Raw genomic sequence first — 17,930 nt, forward strand, 5'->3', positions numbered from 1 at the left:
AAAACCCCTCTTAATAATAGCTATTAATCATAAGCCTATCACGGATGTTCATATCCAAAGTGCTCGATAATATGCTATATTAGCGCCCCTTATTATAGGGTTATTAACGGTTGTTTCTTAATTGGCTTCTTACATTGTTAAAGAGGCCCGACAGCGCGTTTGTGACTATTAAAAAAATTATTGAATTTTGAGCCCTCCATGAATGACATGATTGTCTTAAACAATGTGACCAAGAGTTTTTTAAGCGACCGATCAATCAAAGACAAAGATGGCAAACCACATTGGTTTACTGCCGTTGAACCGACCTCGTTATCTGTCCAGCAAGGCGAAATCTTCGGCCTAATGGGATACTCGGGTGCCGGTAAGTCTACTTTGCTACGCCTAATCAATATGCTTGAGCGTCCAGATGCTGGTCAAGTCATCGTCGATGGCACTGACTTGACCACTTTGTCTGCCAGTGAATTGCGTATCGCTCGGCATAATATTGGTATGATTTTTCAGCAATTTAATCTGATGTCCAATCGTACTGTTTTTGACAACGTGGCCTTTAATTTAACCGTTTCAGGATATCCGAGCCGCGACATTCATAAAAGAGTCATGGATTGCCTAGAGATTGTTGATCTAACAGACCGCGCTGGTCACTACCCTGCGCAGCTGTCAGGCGGACAAAAACAGCGTGTCGGTATTGCCCGAGCGATTGCCCCCAGTCCTAAAGTATTATTGGCTGATGAGCCAACCAGTGCGCTTGATCCTGCGACGACCCGCAGCTTGTTGACTTGTCTACGTGATATCAACGAACAACTTGGCGTCACCATTGTGATTGTGACTCATGAGATGAGTGTCATCCGTAGGCTGTGTGATCGCGCAGCATTACTGCATCAAGGTCAACTCTTGGAAGTTGCGGATGTGAGAGACGGTCTGATTCAAGCGACCACCCCGATTGGCAAAGGCTTAGTGCACGAAGACTAATGAGGCAGGAGAAATAAATATGTTAACTGGTAGTGAATTGTCCGCCTCGATAGACAAGCTGTTTGCCCTGCGCAAAGAGATTGTGAACGCGTTTATTGATACATTTATTATGCTTGGCATCTCAACGACGGTGGCCATTGTCATCGGTGGGTTGTTTGGCGTATTTTTGTTTTTATCCAGTGATCGACAGTTTTTGCAAAACAAAACATTGTATGGTCTGCTTGGTGGTATCACCAACTTCATGCGCGCTTTTCCATTTGTCATTTTGATGATTGCCATGAGCCCATTTACAAAGGCTATCGTTGGCACGGGTATTGGACCGATTGCGGCCTCATTGGTACTCGCCATTGCAGGTTCGTTTTATTTTGCCCGTTTGGTCGAGCAAAACTTACGTGAAGTGCCACGCGGTATCATTGAGGCGACCGAGTCTATGGGCGCACGTCCCTTGACTATTATTAAAGTCCTACTCAATGAAGCACGCTCAGGACTGGTATTGTCCGTGACGATTCTCTGTATCAGCCTGCTCTCTTATTCAGCAGCGGCAGGTATGATTGGCGGCGGTGGTCTGGGTGATTTGGCCATTCGTTATGGCTACTATCGCTATCAAACGGAGGTGATGATTTTTATCGTTATTGTCCTATCAGTCATGGTCGTCTCCATTCAAGCATCGGGTAATTGGTTGGCTAACCGTTTGGATAAACGATAGAAAAAAGACTGAGACAAAGTCAGTTAACGCTAATATGAATAATACTCAGGGTTTAATGCCGATTCATCCTAAGCAAAATGCTTGACTTTGTTACTGAGACCCTTTAATTTTGATACTAACTTAACACAGTCGTTAACTTAGCAGCATTACTATCCCTAATGTTGCTTTTTTAATGGCCAGCGTTTGCCCTCCATCCCATCCCTCTTATTAAGGAAGCTCCATGAAATTAACAGATATCAGCCGTCAGTTAGCGACTGCATTTGCTGCCGTTGGCGTATCAAGCCTAGTCTTAGTTGGTTGCAACAACTCATCAGCACCGGAAGCGACTAAAGAGCCTGTTACTGAAGGCTCAACAGCAGAAACTGCCGCTAGCGATATCGATCCTGAGCATACCAAAATCGTCATCGGTACCACTGAAGGTGACTTCGCCGATATGGTGCGTAACCAAGTGAAAAGCTCACTGGAAGCGCAAGGTTACGAAGTTGAGCTGATTGCTTTTACTGACTATGTACGCCCAAACCTTGCCTTGGCTGAAGGTGATTTGGACATCAACATCTTCCAACATAAGCCTTATCTTGATACCTTCAAAAAAGAAAACAATCTTGATCTAGTAGAAGTTTTCCAAGTACCTACTGCCCCACTTGGCATTTACTCAGGTAAAAAGACCACGCTTGATGATGTCTATAAAGGCATGAGAGTCTCTGCACCAAATGATCCAAGTAACTTTGCTCGTGCGCTGGTAATGATGGATGATCTTGGCTGGATCACGCTAAAAGACAATATTGACCCACTAACGGCATCAAAAACTGACATCGCTGATAACAGCAAATACGACATTGAAATCATTGAGTTAGAAGCCGCTCAATTGCCACGTGCTCGTGATGAAGTCGACTTTGCCGTCATCAATGGCAACTATGCCACGGATGCTGGTATCAAGCTGACTGAAGCACTATTCCAAGAGCCTAGCTTTGCTTACGTCAACTGGTCAGCCATTAAATCAGCAGATGCTGGCAAAAAATGGGTCGAAGATGTGACCAATGCATATAACTCAGAAGCCTTTAAAAAGTATGCTCATGAAACTTTCCCTGGTTATAAGTACCCAAAAATCTGGGGCTCTGATCACAGTGCGCACACGGATACCGCAACAAAACCTGCACCTGTAGAAGCTGCTGCTCAATAAGCTCTTAAGCCAAAAGCACTTAAATATAGTCTTCGTCCCGATTGTAAACGCCCATTGCTAGATAGTGATGGGCATTTTTTATGGACTCGATTTTACGATTTTTATTTTTTAACCGCGCGCTGCTGCCTATCAGTTACTAAAAATGACGTTACAGCCTGTTTGTCCTTTGTAGGAAAGCGTCACTTGACCTTTTACTTGCTGCCAATTTTTTCTATAGTGGGTAGGTCAGATAGAGAGGGTGATCAGAATATTGATGATTCGATGCTCTATCAATAAATACATAAATAACAAGGATAATAAGATGCGTGCTAAAACTTATAATATTCGTACCGCTGGACAAGCAAATATCCCTGTACTAGGGCTTGGTACATGGCAATCGACCGGTCAAGATTGTGTTGATGTCGTCAGTCAAGCGTTGAAAATGGGTTACGAGCACATCGATACCGCTCAAGCTTATGGTAATGAAAAAGAAGTGGGTCAAGGTATCAAACAATCAGGGGTATCTCGGGATAAGTTCTTTTTGACCACAAAGATTTTTCCTGATGATATGAAGTTTGAGCCTGAGAAATTGATTGCCGCCGCTAAACGCTCTTTAGCAGACTTAGATACTGATTATGTTGATTTGCTACTATTGCACTGGCCGGATGACCGCGTTCCTTTATCCGAAACTATTCCTGCCTTGTGCGAGCTACAGAAACAAGGTTTGACACGCCATATCGGGGTTTCTAACTTTAATATTGCTAATATCATTGAAGCTGAGAAATATGCTGATGTACCGATTGTGGTCAATCAGGTTGAGTTTCATCCTTTCATCAAGCAAAAAACCTTGCAGACTTTTTTGAACAATCACCACATTCTACTCGAAGCTTATTCACCACTTGCACGCGGGGATGTATTCGATAATGAGATTATTAAAGAAATCGCTGACAAACATAATGTCACGCCAGCACAGATATCATTGGCTTGGATTCTGGCAGACAAGCATCGTATCGCTATTCCGAAAACGTCTAACCCTGATCATTTGCAAGGCAACTTAGACGCTATAAAAGTACAATTAAGTGCGGATGATATTGAGAAAATCAGCAGCTTAGCACGTGCTGATGGGCGCAAAATTAAGCATCCAGATTACTCACCTGAATGGGACGACTAAGTTCTTGTAAAAAACCACCAAAACTTATTAGGTCGTGTCCTCATTTTAAAAATGGTGATAAAAATGAGATAAATTGCCGTCAAACAAGGAAAGTAGCGCAAATAATATCGAGATATTAAGAAGCTATTTGACGCAAAATTTCCGTTTTTCATTAAAATGGTGATAAAAATGAGATAAATTGCCGTCAAACAAGGAAAGTAGCGCAAATAATATCGAGATATTAAGAAGCTATTTGACGATGTTTGGCAAAATTTAGCCGTTTTTAGCCCATTTAGACGTTAATTGGTTGAACTGAGAGCACGTCCTAGTACTAAAATTCATGTAAAAAAGAGCCGCTAATAATATATTAGCGGCTCTTTTACTATGGTATGGACTATATAATTACTGCTGTAGAGTATCCGTCTCATGTACCTTTTCAGCAGGATTATATTGCTCAGAAGGAGGCACTACACCGCTACGGTTGTTTTCTTTCATCGATTTGGCCACTTCTGGCGGCATGTAATTTTCATCATGCTTAGCCAAGACTTCTCCAGCGACAAAAGTATCACCCTGCATCTTACCTGTCGCGACGACACCTGAGTTTTCAGCAAATAAATCTGGCAAAATACCTTGATAAGTCACAGGTACGGTCGATTGAAAGTCAGTAATGGCAAACTCAACGTTTAGTGGATTGTCTTCTGCGCGCTGGACACTACCCGCAACGACCATACCGCCTGCTCGAATACGCTTATCTTGTGGTGCTTCACCTTGTGCAATCGCGGTAGCATCAAAGTAGTAATCGGTCTGTTGCCCAATGGCATAAAGAACCAATACCACGGCTATCGCCGCTCCTGCAAGCGTAAACATAACCCACATCAGTTTTTTGCGACGAACTGCGTTCATACCACTACCTCATTAATGAGTCACTGTTTTATAAACTATAGTCAATGCCATACAAATATATAAAACAGAAAAATTTGAAGAAACTACCATTAGAAAAACGTTCTAAAAATGTCTTTCTAATCGTACTCTTCTAATGGCTATATGGTAGCATTTTTCGGACAAATCAATAAGCCCTATAACCTCTGTGGCAGTCACCTCTTTATCAGGTGCTAAGTTGCAGATTGAGTGGCTAAAAATTAACAGCTAACGCTAGATAAGACGAACCTACTAGCTAATTAGGCTGCTTGGTGACAGGCATGGTTGTTTTAGCAGTACGCTGTGCTTGCCGCGCTTGCTGAATGGTCAACTGTTTGATTAAAGCCTGTCGTTGTCTCCGACTATAAATAACAAACGCCAGCATCATGCCAACGGTAATTGCCCAGCATGACCAAACGAACACGCCATGCTTACCCATGGCAAGAAACTCAGATACGCTATAAAAGTAAGGCTGCATAATATTTTCCTAGCCGTGATTTTTTTTGGCGACAGTCATGACCATCATTTAGCTTGCCCGCGAATATATTCTTTGACCCACGCTTTGCCTTGATCACGATACAAGATAAGGGTATTGGTACGATAAATCGCTAATGTTGCCACTAATAAATAACTACCAATAATCATCAGTAATAAGGGCATCCACATATCTGCTGACATCTTGGGGGCGGCGGTCAAAGTAAAGGTCGAGCCTTGATGCAAGGTGTTCCACCACTGTACCGAATACTTGATAATGGGCAGATTTACTGCGCCAACAATAGACAAAATGGCCGCGGCTTTACCACGATTGGCAGTATGCTCAAACGCGGCAAATAACGCCATCACGCCCGCATACAGAAACGCCAAAATGAGCATAGAGGTCAAACGTGCATCCCAAACCCAGTAAGTACCCCAAGTGGGTTTCGCCCAAATAGAACCCGTGATTAAGCTAATCACACAGAGCAAGAATCCTAGCGGAGCAAGCGCCTGTGCCACCAGACTGGCGGTCTTGATTTTCCAAACTAAAAAAATGACCCCGAGCACTGCTAAGGCAAAATAGATGGAAATAGCGATACTGGCAGCGGGTACGTGAATAAAGATAATGCGGTAGCTATTGCCCTGCAGATAATCAGGCGGCGCAAAAGCGAGACCCCAGATACTACCGATCAATAGGCAAATACTGGCTAATATGGCTAACCACTTGACCCAAGGCGAAAAAATGCGAAAAAACTGCTTGGTACCCACAGTGGTCAAAAAGCCTTGCCAGATGCGCTGCCACAAGCTAGGAGATGAGACGTTATTCAAGTTGGGCATGGGAATAAACCTATTGGCACAGCGTATTGGTTGTAACCGATATAGCGCATCATGGGCGCGACTACCTGCTAACCTGCCGGCGTTAAACACTGGATAAAATCTACAAGTGATTGTTTGCTTAGTTAACTGACTATTATAGCAAAATTGCCAGTTTTCAACATGCTGTTAATACAAAGGTTTTTTATAGCGTTTTTTATTACAAACTCTCAATACAGAGAGTTGTACATAACTTATGTCGTTTCTAATTCAGCCACGCCATTTTTAACGTCATGGCAATCACCCATGGCATCACCAAAACCGAGATAATACTGCCTGCTAGTAATAAAGCCAGTATCGGTAAACCATTGAGACCAGTGGCAAATAAATCAACCGCTCCTGTGGCAAAAATCAACACTGGTAACTGCATCGGCAAAGCAATCAAAGGCACCAGCACCGCACCATTCTTTAATGACAGCGTCAAACTACTCGCGACCGCTGACAGCATCAAGAGCATCGGACTGCCCGTCACAATAGAAGCCATCAATATCCACGCCTCAAACCAACTAAGCTGAAACAAAGGCACGGCAAGTAAACTAAGCGCTGCAACAATACCACTACTAAAAATCCAATGGATAACCAAACGAATCAACACCCATAAGGGCAATGATGCTTTGGCAACGACCAATTGCGCCAGCGTGCCATTATCAAGGGCAGGCTTAAACAAACCATCGACACCCATGACCAGTGATAATAGAGCAGCAATCCAAACTGCCGACACGCCAAGGCGTTGCAATAGCGCAGGCTCGCTACCCACTGCTAGCGGAAATAGGGTGATAATGACTAAAAATAGCACTAGCGGATAAAGCCACTGCACGGCACCCTGTTGTTTGACTTGCCACTCGCGCCGCCATAACTGCATAAAGCTGATACCGCGCACCGCAGCTAAGTCAGTATTTGAGCTTTTATTCACTGTTTGTACTGGACCGTCTATTTCTATCATTTATTTGCTCTTCTACGGATGCTTGTGACACTTATACTGAGAGTATGCAAACTAGTATTCAAACCATATAATCGGACAAATCGAGCACTTGATTGGCAACACCAACGGCCTGATGACTGGTCATTAATATAGCGCCGCCAGCATTAGCAAAATCGCGCAATCTGTCTTCCATTCGCGCTACCATATCGACATCAAGGGCAGTAAAAGGCTCATCAAGTAGCCATAATGGTGTCACCTCAGAGGTCAATAAATATAACCTTGCAAGGGTGATACGGCGGGTTTGCCCAGCAGATAAATGGCTTGAGCTAATCGTCTCAAAGCCCTGTAATCCGACCCAAGTCAAGGCGTCATCAATATCAGTAACGCTTGGGCTAATCCCATATAAATTCAGCAAAAAGGTCAGGTTTTGTGCGACCGTTAGACTTGGATGTATACCCAACTGGTGCGACACATACAAAGGCTGAATAGGTAAACTTGCTACTCCTTGATAATAAACCTCACCGCTTAATACTGGCAATAACCCAGCCAGCTGCATCAGTAAAGTGGTCTTACCAGTACCATTGGCACCAATTAAATGGCAAATGCTACCAGCTGTCAGATTGAGAACAACCCCTTCACATAGAGGGATTTCGCCGCGCTGAACGGTCAGCTCATCAAGCGCAAGTAAGGCGGTATTCAGAGCTGTCATCAAAACCTCTCATTATTTATTAAGCGGCAATCAATATTCATCACAAACACAGATGACGTTCATGGCATAATACTTTATGCTTACCCCACCCACACAGTATAACAAATTGTCGATTATTATGACCTCAAAACCTATGCAGACTTCAAAAGATAACCAAAATTTAGATATGCCAGCGCTAACCATAGATGGCTTAATCGAGGCACAAGTTGCGTTTATGCAGCAATGGTTACGCACACAAGCTGAACCGCTGTCTATGCAGGCGTGGCAATGGTTTGCTGCACAGCCATTGAATAAATATGTCAGCGCCGATGATTTGCAACAGCTGATTAATGACTGGCTACTCAATCAACCGATGACGGATATGATACGTAAAGATATTCGCGATATCTTGCATACGATTATTTATCATCCAGTCAATGATAACGTGCCGCTGTCTGAGCTGGTGGATGACACTCAAGTTGAAACCCTTGCCAACTATGTCGGTAGCCACGATCAGCAACGCAATATCTTGATTCATACACTGGTCGGCAACGAGACTTTTGCCGATTTGCTAACCCAAACGCTATATCATGCCATTAATGACTTTATGGAAACCACGCTGGATAAAGCAGGCGCTGCTGGTAAACTGATGAAATTTGGGCGCAGCTCTTTTGAAAAAGCGACCAATAGAAACCTTGACGAAAAACTGCAGGCGTATTTGCATCGTAATATTAAAGATTTAGCACGCCGCGCAGAAGCCAATGCGCAAGAGCATTTATCAAATGACGAAGTCGCGCGATTATTAATCACTGGTTGGGCACGAATCAAAGACCAGCCTGTCAGTCATCTACAGACTTATCTGCGTGATGAACCTGACAACAGCAGTATCGATCATATCGAAGCCAGCATTCAGCAAAGCTATAACCGCCTGCGCCAGTCACCTTACTTACACAGCCTTGTGGCAGCGAGCATCGATACTTGGTATGGTAATCATCAGTCAGATACTATTGCGACGGTAGTTTCGAGTCTTCATATTGATGAGCAAGCCATGACTCAATTGAGTACAGCGCTATTACCTGTGATGCACGATGCCATTGAAAGCAAGTGGTTGACGGCACATACTCGTGAAATGTTACAAGCGTTTTATGAGCAACCGAATATCAAAAAAGGCTTAGCATTTAATACCTAGTCGTTTACTGTCTTGATGTATTTGTCTCAGTTTCCCATATCATTCATTTATTTGACAGCACCATACTTATGAGTCAACGTAACACACTCAGCTTGTGGCAAAAACTCAAACAGTTACTGACTGGTTCAGCAGCGCAGGCTGATGAAGTTGATATGATACAAACAGAGCCTCATGACATATATAGTAGTGATACAGATGATGAGGATAATAGTGACGCTCATGATGATACCAAAATCGATTCTGAATCTGATGTCAAAAATAATAGCGAACACTCAGAAACTGACGCCTTTAACTCGAGTGCCAGTCAACACGAAACTAGCGACACGCCCATTATCGATTTTCTGAAACAGTACTTTAATGATAAGCAATGGCACTATACTCACTATCGACCCAAAAGCAGTGGCAACAAAAACAATGACCGTCAGCAATCGCATCACTTATCGCTTAGAATGCGCAATAAAAATCTCGATTGCGGCTATTTGTTTCGCGTGCAAGAAAACAACAAGCTGCTGGCCGTCTATGGAATTTTGCCATTTTTAATACCAGAGAGTCATCAAAGCACGGCGATACTACTGATTACTCAAATAAATTATGACTTGCTAATCGGCAATCTAGAAATGGATGTCAATGATGGCGAAATACGCTACAAACACGCTATCGATGTCGAAGCGGTAGGCATCGGTAATGATGTTATCGAGCATTTATTGCAAAGTGTCATCGCGATGACCACGGTCGCGAATGAGATATTTAGTGATTTGATCGATAATCAAAACCCTGCGGAAGACTTACCGACATTGCTGACCGAGCTACGTCAACAATCAGATTCTAGAACCTTCTTTTTGCCAACGCAATTTGTGCAGTAATGAACTGACTACCATAGCTATCCGTAGCTTTTACAATGTCTCATCAGCACCTTATTGTTAAAGCGCTTAAACCTATTTATTCTTAACATACTTTTCAAAAAAGACATCCTCTAACACTATGCTAAAAATTGCTTACTCTGATATTTTTCGATATTCTGTGCCGGAAAAACACCGCTTTCCCATGCAAAAATACACCATGATTCCTGAGCGGCTATTGGCTGAAGGCACTATCAGTACCGACAACTTTTTTGCCCCTGCATGTTTGAGCGAAGATGAAATTTTGACCACGCATACTGCGGACTACTGGTATCAGCTGAAAACCCAAACGCTACCACGAAAGGAAGCGCGAGCCATTGGCTTTGAAATGACACCAGAGCTGGTAGAACGTGGGCGTTATATTGCTCATGCCACTTATGAATGTGCATTATATGCGCAGCAATATGGCGCGGCGATGAATGTCGCAGGTGGCACGCATCATGCGTTTGCTGATCATGGCGAAGGGTTTTGCGTGTTTAATGATGTTTGTATCGCGAGTAATTTATTATTAAATCGTGGACAGGCGCAAAAGATTTTAGTGGTCGATTTAGACGTCCATCAGGGCAATGGCAATGCCAGTATTATGGCAGGTGAGCCGCGCGTATTTGTCTTTAGTATGCATGGCGCAAAGAACTATCCATTTCGAAAGCAAGTATCAGATTTGGATATTGAGCTAGACAATGATACTGGCGATGCGGAGTATTTGCAGTCACTAGAGGCGACATTACCACGTTTGATGAGCGACGTTGCGCCCGATATGATCTTTTATCAATCCGCTGTCGATGTACTGGCAACTGATAAATTAGGAAAGTTAGGGCTGACGATAGAGGGCTGTAAGGCACGTGATGAATATGTATTACGCCAAGCAAAAGCCGCTAAAATTCCTATCGCTATCGTGATGGGTGGTGGCTATTCAGAAGATATCAACGATGTGGTTGAGGCGCACTGTAATACCTTTCGTTTGGCGCAACAGATATTTTTTAATGAAATAACAAAATAATGCGCGCATAAAATAGCATCTAAACAGCCAGCTGCCTCGCGAGCTATCTTATAAAAATGCCATAACTCCCTGCCAGCCGACACGAATACCAAGCACGGTAAGTATCAATAAAATAAGCTGACGAAAGCGCGCTTGAGGCAAATAGCGACGCAAGCGGATGCCAACTAAAAGCGCAGCAATCGATAGTACACTAAGCAGAATAATCAGCTGCCATTCACCACTGCTGAGCGCCATAATAGGCTCGCGTAATACAATTATTTGAGCAATTTTACCCAAAAAATAGCACATGTTGCCGACTTTGGCGATGGTGTTTTTATCATCGCTGGCAGACAGTAGATACATCATCAATATGGTCGACATGGCATTGGTCGAGCCACCAATCACCCCTGCACTAAAACCAACGATGATTAACACAGGCTTGGTAGCAGGTAGACGGAGTTGCTTACCAAGCAAGCTGCTTATGACGTAAAAACCAATAACCGCTGCTAATAGTAATAAAATATAGGCGCTATCGACCCATAGTAAGAGCTTCGCGCCTAGAATACTACCGAGTAAGCTGGTCAATGCCAGTAACCAATAGCGCCTGCCGTAATAGATAAAATTTTGCCAGATTGTGCGGTCGCCACCCGCGAGCCAAGTCATGGCATTAAGCAATAATGACGGAAAAATAACCAATACAATAGCATGTGGTAACGGGTAGATACTAGCAAGCGCAGTGGTCGTCACCAACGTCACACCTAGCCCACTAATACCGTGTAGCAACGATGCCAGCGCAAAGATTACCATCAATAACAACGTCTGGGTGCTATCACTATCCATCATATTAGCCATAAACATTAAGACCTAATATCTGAATTAATAGTGACACAACTAGGCATTGTGACCATTGTGGCGTTGCCATATTGTCTCACCAATGATGCCAGCCAACTGCTCGGCAATCTTATCTTTGCTCGCCTTCTCAAGTGTGACGCTATCGTGCTCATAACGCTCTGAGAAAAATACCTGCATGGCATTGTCATCGCTAGCAAAACCAATGTCTGCTCGGGAAACATCATTACAAGCGATCAAATCTAAATCTTTAGACACCAGTTTGCCACGAGCATAGCGCTCGATATCTTGCGTTTCTGCCGCAAAACCGACGACAAACAGCGCTGGATGCGCAAGCGAAATCGTCGCTAAGATATCAGGATTTTTGACCAAACTCAGCGTCATCGCATCTTGGGTTTTTTTAATTTTTTGCGGGGCAGCTTCTTCAGTACGATAATCAGCGACAGCAGCCGTGGCGATAAAGATATCCGCAATTACATTTTGATTCTCGCTATGAGCATGCTCCTCATCATCAATCTCATGGCTGTGGTTATGACTGTGGCTATGATCATCGCCGCAATCACACTCGCCATGATGTTCATGTTGATGGCTATGGTGGTGTTCGTGATCGTGAGAATGGTCGTGCTCATCTTCAGGCACATACTGTAGCGCACTGTGCGTACCATCCACGCACTGCTGGGCTGCTATCAGCATCTCTTTAGCCGACAACACATCAATGCGCGTGACATTCAGCGGTGTCGGCAGTGCCACTTTGCCACCCGCAATCAAAATAACGTCTGCACCAGCAGCCACGCAAGCACGTGCTAATGCAAATCCCATCTTGCCAGTAGAGTGATTGGACAAGTAGCGCACCGGATCGATAGCTTCTACCGTCGGTCCTGCAGTAATCACCACTCGTTTACCGGCCAATAATTGCGGCGTGGTTTGCATGGCGTTAAATAATAACACTTCTGCCAATAGCTGCTCAGGTTCAGGCAAACGCCCTGCTCCCACATCACCGCAGGCTTGCTCACCGCTAGCAGGTTGAATAATCTGATAATTCATATCGCGCAGGGTTTGGACATTGAGATTGACCGCAGGGTGCGCCCACATCTGCTGATTCATGGCTGGTGCAATGATGACTGGTGCCGCCGTTGCAAGGCATACGGTTGTCAATAAATCATCAGCCATGCCCATCGCGAGACGCGCAAGCGTATTGGCAGAGGCTGGCGCAATGATGATTAAATCTGCCCATTTCGCCAATTCGATATGCCCCATCCCCGCTTCTGCTTTTTCATCGAGTAATGAGATATGCACCTCATTGCCAGTCAAAGCTTGCAGGGTCAGTGGCGTAATAAAAGCTTGTGCGCCTGTGGTCATAATGACACGCACATCAAAGCCTGCCTTGATTAATAGGCGGGCAAAGATAGCAGATTTATAAGCGGCGATACCGCCAGTGATAGCAAGCACAATATTGGACATAAGCATGGCATCAATAAAAAGTTGAAAGATAAAATTGCGCTTATAGTAACAATTATGAGATAAGTTGGGTAAGAATTTCCGTATTTACTCAATATATCTGACAGCAATCCATTCTCAAGGAGTGACAATGGCGATTAAAGACTGGCATGAAGATGATAGACCACGTGAAAAACTACTGAAATTTGGGGCAGCTCATTTATCTGATGCCGAGATATTAGCGATATTTCTGCGCACAGGTACGCAGTCACAGTCAGCTATCGAATTGGCGCGTCATTTGATCGAGCAATTTGGTAGCTTGGCAGAATTATTGGCGGCGCCGCAAAAGACTGTACTGGCTTGTCATGGTATTGGTCCTGCCAAATACGCGCAGATATTGGCCTCACTTGAGATGGGCACGCGTTATTTGGACAGTCAGCTTAAAAATGGTCACGCACTTGGGCGCTCGCAAATGGTCAAAGACTATATCAGTACTCAGCTGCGCGGGGAGCATCGCGAAGTCTTTGCGGTACTTTGCTTAGACAATGCGCTAAATCTCATTAATTTTGAGATACTGTTTACTGGCGGCATCTCCTCTTGCTCCGTCTGTATCAAACACGTTCTGCGTCATGCTTTGAGTCACGCCGCCAGCCAACTCATCGTCGCACACAATCATCCACATACCGATGCGACCCCTTCAACGGCAGACAATTTATTAACTTACGAGCTAAAGAAAGCCTGCGATTTAATCGATTTATCCTTGGTAGACCACATCATTGTTGGACGCAATGAGACATTATCTTATGCAGAAAGCGGCTTAGCGCCTTTTGGATAATCGATAACGACTGTTATTTTTGCCTATATGAGAAAATCTTGATACATATAATCGACACAGCGTAGCATTTTAGCTATTGATAGTTATCGGCAACTGTTTCATATTGATGGCTAAATTTGTCTTTTATTTGTCTGTCAGTGGTTAGACAGTTATCAAAGCCACTTTTGTAAAATGCTCAACAAATTAAAATTGATTATAAAATATGCTACAAAATCCATAACGGCTCATTGGTTTAATTTGGTCACCAGACCCTTAAACATCAGCAAAAATAACAACAAGATTTATTCAAACACTTTAATACACACATTTTTCGCGCTTTTGGTTTAGCGTTATAAAAGGAGACAGTCATGGCAATTGGCTTATTTATTTTGGCAATCATTATTCAATTAGCCATGGTTTTGGCCATCTTTTTATTGTCCCTATCACGAGTCACAGGCAGTATCGTTGCCCTAGTTACCGTCCTTGTCACCGCCTTTATCAGTCCTTGGTCGCTCATTTTGGGCATACCAATCGCTTTACTTTGCATCGTTTTGCTCGTCGCCCCTATTCGTCAGTCACTGATTACCAAACCTGTTTACAAGACTTTGGGCGGGGCAATGCCGAGCATGAGCGATACCGAGCGCGAAGCACTCGATGCGGGTACCAGCTGGTGGGAAAAAGAGCTGTTTATGGGCAATCCCGACTGGGATACTTTTGCTCAATATCCCTATCCAGAGCTGTCGGCAGAAGAGCAAAGCTTTATTGATAATGAAGTAGAAGTACTATGCGCCATGCTTGATGAATGGAAAATTCAGCATGAAGACAAAGAGCTGTCGCCTGAAGCGTGGCAATTTATCAAAGCCAATGGATTTTTAGGCTTAATCATTCCAAAAGAGTTTGGCGGTTTAGATTTTAGCTCTTATGCACAAAGCCGTATCATGAGTAAAATCGCTTCGCGCTCGCCGACCGCTGCGGTTACCTGTATGGTGCCAAACTCGCTCGGCCCTGGTGAGCTGTTGATGCATTACGGTACAGACGAACAAAAACAGCGTTGGCTACCCGGTCTTGCCAAAGGTGACGAGGTACCTTGCTTTGGTTTGACGGGCCCAGAAGCAGGCTCCGATGCTGGTGCGATTCCAGATACAGGGGTGGTTTGTTATGGTACGCACGAGGGCGAGCAAGTGCTCGGTTTGCGTATGAACTTTTCTAAGCGCTGGATTACCCTCGCACCTATCGCCACGGTCGTGGGTTTAGCATTCAAGATGCATGATCCTGAAGGTTTGCTTGGCAATCCTGATAAGACCGATTACGGTATCACTTGTGCGCTTGTGCCTGCCAGCCATGAAGGCGTTATCATAGGACCACGCCATAATCCAATTGGCTCGCCATTTATGAATGGTACAGTCGATGGTAAAGACGTCTTTATTCCACTAGACTACATCATCGGCGGCGTCGAAAATGCGGGTCGTGGTTGGCGTATGCTGATGGAGTGCTTGGGCGTTGGTCGCGGCATCTCTTTACCAGCTTTATCAACCTCAGCCAGTGAAATGACGTATCTGTCTGTCGGTGCTTTTGCCAAAGTACGCGAACAGTTTAAAATCTCTGTTGGCAAGTTTGAAGGCGTCCAAGACGCTACCAGCCGCATGGCAAGTAACACTTATATGCTAGAGGCATTTCGTCACCTCGTCACCTGCGGTCTGAACCAAGGCGGCACACCATCAGTGATGACGGCAATGGCAAAATACTATGCGACTGAAACCATGCGCAGTGTGGTTAACGACGGTATGGATGTGGTTGGTGGTCGCGCGGTACAGATGGGTCCACGTAACTTTTTGGCCACCCCTTATCAGGCAATTCCAGTATCTATCACGGTTGAAGGCGCAAATATCTTGACGCGCTCACTCATGATATTTGGTCAAGGCGCAATGCGTTGCCATCCTTATCTCTTTGATGAGCTGCAATTGTTGCAAAGCGAAGATAAAGAAGGCGCACTCAAACAGTTCGACACACTGTTTTTTAAACATTTGGGTTATACCTTTAATCGCGGCGCAAAGGCATTTGTCGCAGGTTATGTCGGTGGCAGTAATTATGCACCAAGCTTTGCGGACAGCTTTACTCGCCCCTACTACAAACACATCAACCGCCTGAGCGCAAGTTTTGCCTTAACGGCTGATATGGCGTTAGGGTTGCTCGCTGGTGACTTAAAACGCAAAGAGATGCTGTCTGGACGCTTAGCTGATATTCATAGCCATTTATTCATTAGTACTGCTATTTTGCAGTTTTATGAGCATGGTACTAAATCAGCGTCCGAACGCTTGCATGCTGAGGTTGCCTTACAAAATAGCTTATATACCATTCAAGAAGCTTTTGAAGCCTTTTTTGCAAACTTCCCTAATCGCATGGCGGCCAGTTTGGTCAGTTTTGTGACTTTTCCTAGCGGCTCTATCTTTACGCCGCCAAGCGATGAGCTCAAACGCAAGTTGGGCGATGCTTTTATGGATGACTTTGAAGCCAACCCGTTCCGTGATTATCTCAAAACCATGGTCTATTATAATACTGAAGCCGATGATGTCACTGGACGTATGGAACACGCTTATCAAACGCTACTGAGCATCGAGCCATTATGGCAGAGGTTTAAAAAGGCTGAACACAAGGACAGTTTTGAAGGGCTTACTTTTGAGGATCATGTGGTATATGCCAGCCAAAACGGCGATATTACCGAAGAAGAAGCTGAAGTGCTTATTCAGTACAACGCCATACGCTTTGACTCATTATTGACCGATGTATTCGATAAACATTTATTGCATGCTCAAGAGCGCACCAATCCACACAGCCTTGATAATGCCGTACAGCAATTAACGGACTATGCACAATTGAAAAATGACGCGCAAGCTAGAAATGGCATTGCGACAAACATGACAGCTGAAAATGATGTCGACTCTAATAATTTGGCTACGCCCGTCAGTACAGACAAACCAACTGGCGATGCCAACCCCAATCATGGTTATGAGAGTGACGGTGATGTAGAAATGGTCAAAGAGCAAGATACTATTGAGGAGGTACGTGCACAGACCAACTTTGATGAGTCTGAGCCTAAGATCGAAGCACTAGATCATCGCCACCGTGATGCAGAGTCACACTTAAGTGAACGTATGAGTAACAACCATCGTCTGAATCAACATAATGCTGACGACCTAGAGCCTTCTGAAATATCTGAAGATGCAGAAAATGTGAAGGATAATATAGATAAACCTGCCGCTACTGATTCTAAATGGCAGGATGGTCTACGCCGTGATGAAAGTGACAAAGTCTAAAGTCAAAAGCTTTGATAATTCTCGAACAAGCTTTGAAATAATAGGCTTTGAAATAACAAGACACAAAAGAATCAGGCTTAAAATATTTAAAAAACAATAGGTGTTAAGGCTGCTATAGTCGATTCAATTTAAAAGTAGTACAAGGCAACCGAGTGTAGATGTATATTTAATACTTCAAGCGAGGTTAACGCAGTAATACTTTTATAGTGGAATGACTATAAAAGCCTTGCACGATACATTCTGATCATTCACTTAGAAAAGACTGCCCCATTTGAGCAGTCTTTTTTTAGTTATGAATCGCCATTTTTAACCATTAAGGCGTGTTTGATGATTCAACCATGGCACTGACAGAGACTGTTTTTTAGGCAGTTCAACGTTAAAAATAGTCAGTTTAGTCATTCTAAGCCTCTACTTTTAACAATGAAATGGCAAAAAACAGCCCTATCGCCCTCTATTAATATTGGAAATAATACTAAATTCTCCCAGATCCATATAAAAAATATGTTATAAAACTAATTAAGGCATGAGCATTACCGTCATTTTATGCTTTGTCTAGAACAGTTTTGGCGATCAGCCGTATCTATTTTTGA

The 17,930-nt window shown here is 43.9% G+C and carries 16 protein-coding genes; 9 read left to right on the top strand and 7 right to left on the bottom strand.

The window, feature by feature from the left end:
• Nucleotides 1-198 precede the first annotated feature (198 nt).
• The 4 genes from JMW85_RS12835 (at nucleotide 199) to JMW85_RS12850 (ending at nucleotide 4,005) form a co-directional block, all read left to right on the top strand.
• Nucleotides 199-969 carry a methionine ABC transporter ATP-binding protein gene (locus tag JMW85_RS12835; RefSeq protein WP_055124775.1) on the top strand — a complete coding sequence of 257 codons (771 nt, stop codon included), beginning with the start codon at nucleotides 199-201 and terminating at the stop codon, nucleotides 967-969.
• A 19-nt stretch (nucleotides 970-988) separates the two neighbouring features.
• Nucleotides 989-1,675 carry a methionine ABC transporter permease gene (locus tag JMW85_RS12840; RefSeq protein WP_055124776.1) on the top strand — a complete coding sequence of 229 codons (687 nt, stop codon included), beginning with the start codon at nucleotides 989-991 and terminating at the stop codon, nucleotides 1,673-1,675.
• A 220-nt stretch (nucleotides 1,676-1,895) separates the two neighbouring features.
• A complete protein-coding gene (locus JMW85_RS12845) occupies nucleotides 1,896-2,855 on the top strand; it encodes a MetQ/NlpA family ABC transporter substrate-binding protein (RefSeq protein WP_193009030.1) in 960 nt (319 codons plus the stop codon).
• Between the two features lie 301 nt (nucleotides 2,856-3,156).
• A complete protein-coding gene (locus tag JMW85_RS12850; RefSeq protein ID WP_201582031.1) occupies nucleotides 3,157-4,005 on the top strand; it encodes an aldo/keto reductase in 849 nt (282 codons plus the stop codon).
• A gap of 381 nt (nucleotides 4,006-4,386) precedes the next feature.
• Here the strand turns inward: JMW85_RS12850 and ccmE are convergent, their stop codons facing one another.
• From ccmE to ccmA, 5 genes are all read right to left on the bottom strand, one after another.
• Entirely contained in the window at nucleotides 4,387-4,887 is a 501-nt protein-coding gene (gene ccmE, locus JMW85_RS12855; RefSeq protein ID WP_045453493.1) for a cytochrome c maturation protein CcmE, read from the bottom strand.
• A gap of 271 nt (nucleotides 4,888-5,158) precedes the next feature.
• Nucleotides 5,159-5,380: a heme exporter protein CcmD gene (ccmD, locus tag JMW85_RS12860; protein WP_045444018.1), complete on the bottom strand. Its 222-nt coding sequence runs from the start codon at nucleotides 5,378-5,380 to the stop codon at nucleotides 5,159-5,161.
• 44 nt (nucleotides 5,381-5,424) lie between these two features.
• On the bottom strand, nucleotides 5,425-6,213 hold the full coding sequence (gene ccmC / locus JMW85_RS12865; protein ID WP_201582032.1) for a heme ABC transporter permease CcmC: 789 nt from the start codon (nucleotides 6,211-6,213) through the stop codon (nucleotides 5,425-5,427).
• Between the two features lie 241 nt (nucleotides 6,214-6,454).
• Nucleotides 6,455-7,111 (bottom strand): heme exporter protein CcmB, encoded by a 657-nt coding sequence (locus tag JMW85_RS12870; protein ID WP_045444605.1) that lies wholly within the window; start codon nucleotides 7,109-7,111, stop codon nucleotides 6,455-6,457.
• Nucleotides 7,112-7,250: 139 nt separating this feature from the next.
• Entirely contained in the window at nucleotides 7,251-7,880 is a 630-nt protein-coding gene (gene ccmA, locus JMW85_RS12875; protein ID WP_201582033.1) for a heme ABC exporter ATP-binding protein CcmA, read from the bottom strand.
• Nucleotides 7,881-8,013: 133 nt separating this feature from the next.
• Between ccmA and JMW85_RS12880 the strand changes: the two genes are divergently transcribed.
• From JMW85_RS12880 to JMW85_RS12890, 3 genes are all read left to right on the top strand, one after another.
• Complete coding sequence (locus JMW85_RS12880) at nucleotides 8,014-9,048, top strand: hypothetical protein (protein WP_227681877.1); 1,035 nt, start codon at nucleotides 8,014-8,016, stop codon at nucleotides 9,046-9,048.
• Between the two features lie 68 nt (nucleotides 9,049-9,116).
• Nucleotides 9,117-9,911, top strand: coding sequence for a YbjN domain-containing protein (locus tag JMW85_RS12885; protein WP_201582035.1), 795 nt, complete (start codon nucleotides 9,117-9,119; stop codon nucleotides 9,909-9,911).
• Between the two features lie 118 nt (nucleotides 9,912-10,029).
• Nucleotides 10,030-10,947, top strand: a complete 918-nt coding sequence (locus JMW85_RS12890; RefSeq protein ID WP_201582036.1) for a histone deacetylase family protein — start codon at nucleotides 10,030-10,032, stop codon at nucleotides 10,945-10,947.
• Nucleotides 10,948-10,995: 48 nt separating this feature from the next.
• Here JMW85_RS12890 and JMW85_RS12895 read toward each other — a convergent pair whose 3' ends face one another.
• Entirely contained in the window at nucleotides 10,996-11,778 is a 783-nt protein-coding gene (locus JMW85_RS12895; RefSeq protein ID WP_055124783.1) for a sulfite exporter TauE/SafE family protein, read from the bottom strand.
• Nucleotides 11,779-11,817: 39 nt separating this feature from the next.
• Nucleotides 11,818-13,236 (bottom strand): bifunctional phosphopantothenoylcysteine decarboxylase/phosphopantothenate--cysteine ligase CoaBC, encoded by a 1,419-nt coding sequence (gene coaBC, locus JMW85_RS12900; protein ID WP_201582037.1) that lies wholly within the window; start codon nucleotides 13,234-13,236, stop codon nucleotides 11,818-11,820.
• A gap of 127 nt (nucleotides 13,237-13,363) precedes the next feature.
• Here coaBC and radC point away from each other — a divergent pair, with 127 nt between their 5' ends.
• The gene (gene radC / locus JMW85_RS12905) at nucleotides 13,364-14,047 is read left to right on the top strand and encodes a RadC family protein (RefSeq protein ID WP_201582038.1); all 684 of its coding nucleotides are present in this window, start codon (nucleotides 13,364-13,366) and stop codon (nucleotides 14,045-14,047) included.
• Between the two features lie 347 nt (nucleotides 14,048-14,394).
• A complete protein-coding gene (locus JMW85_RS12910) occupies nucleotides 14,395-17,340 on the top strand; it encodes an acyl-CoA dehydrogenase (protein WP_201582039.1) in 2,946 nt (981 codons plus the stop codon).
• Nucleotides 17,341-17,930 lie beyond the last annotated feature (590 nt).

Origin of the sequence: Psychrobacter glacincola (genome assembly GCF_904846075.1) — a bacterium.
GTDB lineage: Bacteria > Pseudomonadota > Gammaproteobacteria > Pseudomonadales > Moraxellaceae > Psychrobacter > Psychrobacter glacincola_C.

Excerpts from the sequence above, each read along its gene's own strand:
- JMW85_RS12840 (WP_055124776.1), top strand. The coding sequence starts at position 989 with ATGTTAACTGGTAGTGAATTGTCCGCCTCGATAGACAAGCTGTTTGCC.
- JMW85_RS12885 (WP_201582035.1), top strand. The coding sequence starts at position 9,117 with ATGAGTCAACGTAACACACTCAGCTTGTGGCAAAAACTCAAACAGTTA.
- JMW85_RS12895 (WP_055124783.1), bottom strand. The coding sequence starts at position 11,778 with ATGGCTAATATGATGGATAGTGATAGCACCCAGACGTTGTTATTGATG.
- coaBC (WP_201582037.1), bottom strand. The coding sequence starts at position 13,236 with ATGTCCAATATTGTGCTTGCTATCACTGGCGGTATCGCCGCTTATAAA.
- JMW85_RS12910 (WP_201582039.1), top strand. The coding sequence starts at position 14,395 with ATGGCAATTGGCTTATTTATTTTGGCAATCATTATTCAATTAGCCATG.
- JMW85_RS12850 (WP_201582031.1), top strand. The coding sequence starts at position 3,157 with ATGCGTGCTAAAACTTATAATATTCGTACCGCTGGACAAGCAAATATC.
- ccmE (WP_045453493.1), bottom strand. The coding sequence starts at position 4,887 with ATGAACGCAGTTCGTCGCAAAAAACTGATGTGGGTTATGTTTACGCTT.
- ccmD (WP_045444018.1), bottom strand. The coding sequence starts at position 5,380 with ATGCAGCCTTACTTTTATAGCGTATCTGAGTTTCTTGCCATGGGTAAG.
- JMW85_RS12880 (WP_227681877.1), top strand. The coding sequence starts at position 8,014 with ATGCAGACTTCAAAAGATAACCAAAATTTAGATATGCCAGCGCTAACC.
- JMW85_RS12890 (WP_201582036.1), top strand. The coding sequence starts at position 10,030 with ATGCTAAAAATTGCTTACTCTGATATTTTTCGATATTCTGTGCCGGAA.
- ccmA (WP_201582033.1), bottom strand. The coding sequence starts at position 7,880 with ATGACAGCTCTGAATACCGCCTTACTTGCGCTTGATGAGCTGACCGTT.
- JMW85_RS12845 (WP_193009030.1), top strand. The coding sequence starts at position 1,896 with ATGAAATTAACAGATATCAGCCGTCAGTTAGCGACTGCATTTGCTGCC.
- JMW85_RS12870 (WP_045444605.1), bottom strand. The coding sequence starts at position 7,111 with ATGCAGTTATGGCGGCGCGAGTGGCAAGTCAAACAACAGGGTGCCGTG.
- ccmC (WP_201582032.1), bottom strand. The coding sequence starts at position 6,213 with ATGCCCAACTTGAATAACGTCTCATCTCCTAGCTTGTGGCAGCGCATC.
- JMW85_RS12835 (WP_055124775.1), top strand. The coding sequence starts at position 199 with ATGAATGACATGATTGTCTTAAACAATGTGACCAAGAGTTTTTTAAGC.
- radC (WP_201582038.1), top strand. The coding sequence starts at position 13,364 with ATGGCGATTAAAGACTGGCATGAAGATGATAGACCACGTGAAAAACTA.